The organism is Kitasatospora sp. NPDC054795, assembly GCF_053611565.1.
Map to the genome: position 1 here is coordinate 37176 of NZ_JBSHAP010000090.1, position 2227 is coordinate 39402.

At 75.4% G+C, this 2227-nt stretch carries 2 protein-coding genes; both read right to left on the bottom strand.

Going from position 1 to position 2227, the window contains the following annotated elements; all coding sequences use genetic code 11:
- Positions 1 to 187: 187 nt before the first annotated feature.
- Positions 188 to 1609 (bottom strand): acyl-CoA synthetase, encoded by a 1422-nt coding sequence (locus ACWGJO_RS28265; protein ID WP_452187976.1) that lies wholly within the window; start codon positions 1607 to 1609, stop codon positions 188 to 190.
- Between the two features lie 264 nt (positions 1610 to 1873).
- Positions 1874 to 2227: electron transfer flavoprotein subunit alpha/FixB family protein (locus ACWGJO_RS28270; protein WP_387737314.1), on the bottom strand; the 354-nt coding region annotated here is incomplete at its 5' end.

The window sequence follows — 2227 nt, forward strand, 5'->3', positions numbered from 1 at the left end:
CCGGTCCTGCGACCGGAAGCCGCGGCGTGTCGCCCGGGGATTCGGTTCTGCCTGCGTGTCACGTTAGGCACGCGTCCGCTCACTGCGCGCAGTGGAGTGCGCCAATGGAAGGGTCACCGGTGGTGAGCACCGACGGCGCATCAGGGTGAATGACTGTCATCCGAGGGGGCGTCCGCCATCCCCCTCGTCAGCGGCCGCCGGCCTCCGACAGCAGCTGCTTCTTCAGCACCTTTCCCAGCGCGTTCCTGGGCAGTTCGGGCACCAGGACGACCCGGCGCGGCCGCTTGTGCACCGAGAGCCGCTCCGCCACGAAGGCCGTCAGCTGGTCCCCCGTCACGGCACCGTCCGGAATGACGTACGCGACGATCGCCTGTCCGAGGTCCTCGTCCGGCACGCCGACCACCGCGGCGTCGGCGACCGCCGGGTGGTCGCGCAGCGCGGCCTCCACCTCGCCGGCGCCGATCCGGTAGCCACCGCTCTTGATCAGGTCCACCGAGGCACGGCCGACGATCCGGTGGAAGCCGTCCGCCCCGATCACCGCGACGTCACCGGTGCGGAACCAGCCGTCCGCCGTCCACGCCTCGGCGTCCGCGTCCGGCCGGTTGAGGTAGCCGCTGAACAGCGTCGGGCCGCTGACCTGGAGTTCGCCGACGCTCTCCCCGTCGCGGGGCACCGGCGCGCCGTCCTCACCGACCAGCCGGGTCCGGACCCCGTCCACCGGCAGCCCGACACTGCCGGGGCGCCGCTCGCCGTCCGCCCGGGTGCTGACGGTGATCAGCGACTCGGTCATCCCGTACCGCTCGATCGGGGCGTGCCCGGTGAGCGCCGCCAGCTTCTCGAACACCGGGACGGGCAGCGGCGCGCTGCCGGAGACCAGCAGCCGGGCCGCGGCGAGCCGGCCCGCCGCGTCCGGATCAGCCGCCACCCGGGACCAGACGGTGGGCACGCCGAAGTACAGGCTGCCACCGGCCGCCGCGTACCCCGCCGGGGTGGGCCGCCCGGTGTGCACCAGGCCGCTTCCGGTGCGCAGGGCGCCGAGCACGCCGAGCAGCAGCCCGTGCACGTGGAACAGCGGCAGGCCGTGCACGAGGGTGTCCTCGGCGGTCCACTGCCAGGCGGCGGCGAGGGCGTCCAGGTCGGCGGCGATCGCCTCGCGCCGGATCACCGCGCCCTTGGGCGCGCCGGTGGTGCCCGAGGTATAGAGCACGAAACCGGTCGACGCGGCGTCCGGCTCGGCGTAGGTGGTGGCGGAGCGCTGCTCGGGGTCGACCGGCAACCCCGCCACCGAGGTGTCCTGCGGCAGCCTCTCCCCGACGGCGTGCGCGAGCAGCGCCGCGCCGGAGTCCCGCAGGATGTGCTCGCGCTCCTTGGGTCCCGAGTCGGGCGGCAGCGGCACCACCGGGACGCCCGCCAGCAGGCCGCCGACCACGGCGGTGACGGTCTCGACGGTGGGCCGGGCGAGCACCGCGAGCGCCGGGGCGCCGGCCACCCGGTCGGCGACGGCGGTCGCCGCGCCCAGCAGATCCTCCCGGGAGAGTGCCCGGCCGTCGATCCGCAGTGCCTCCGCCCCGTCACCGAAACCGCCCTGAAGTGCCGTCAGCAGTGCCATGCCACCGTCCTCGCCTCGTCCCGCGCCACCGCGCCGCGCCCGTGCGCCACGCGCTCGACCGGCGCGCCCGCCTCCGCGTCACGCGCCGGCGCCGACTCTACGGGCCACCGCCCCGCGCGCCGTGCTCCGGGGACGACGGGCGGGGTCGGCGCTCAGGCGCCGCGGGGCCGGGGCGCCGGGGGGCTGCCGGAGAATGAGGGAGAACGACGGAGGGCGTGGCACCGAGTACCACTCGGCGCCACGCCCTCCGCTGTCGTCCGAGGATCAGGCCTTGCGGGCCTTCACCTCGGCGGTGAGCTGCGGCAGCACCTGGAAGAGGTCGCCGACCACGCCGTAGTCGACCAGTTCGAAGATCGGGGCCTCGGGGTCCTTGTTGACGGCCACGATGGTCTTCGAGGTCTGCATGCCGGCCCGGTGCTGGATCGCGCCGGAGATGCCCGCCGCGATGTAGAGCTGCGGGGAGACCTGCTTGCCGGTCTGGCCGACCTGGCTGCTGTGCGGGTACCAGCCGGCGTCCACGGCGGCGCGCGAGGCGCCGACGGCCGCGCCCAGCGCGTCCGCGAGCTCCTCGACCACGCCGAAGCCCTCGGCGGCACCGACGCCGCGGCCGCCGGAGAC

Excerpts from the sequence above, each read along its gene's own strand:
- ACWGJO_RS28265 (WP_452187976.1), bottom strand. The coding sequence starts at position 1,609 with ATGGCACTGCTGACGGCACTTCAGGGCGGTTTCGGTGACGGGGCGGAG.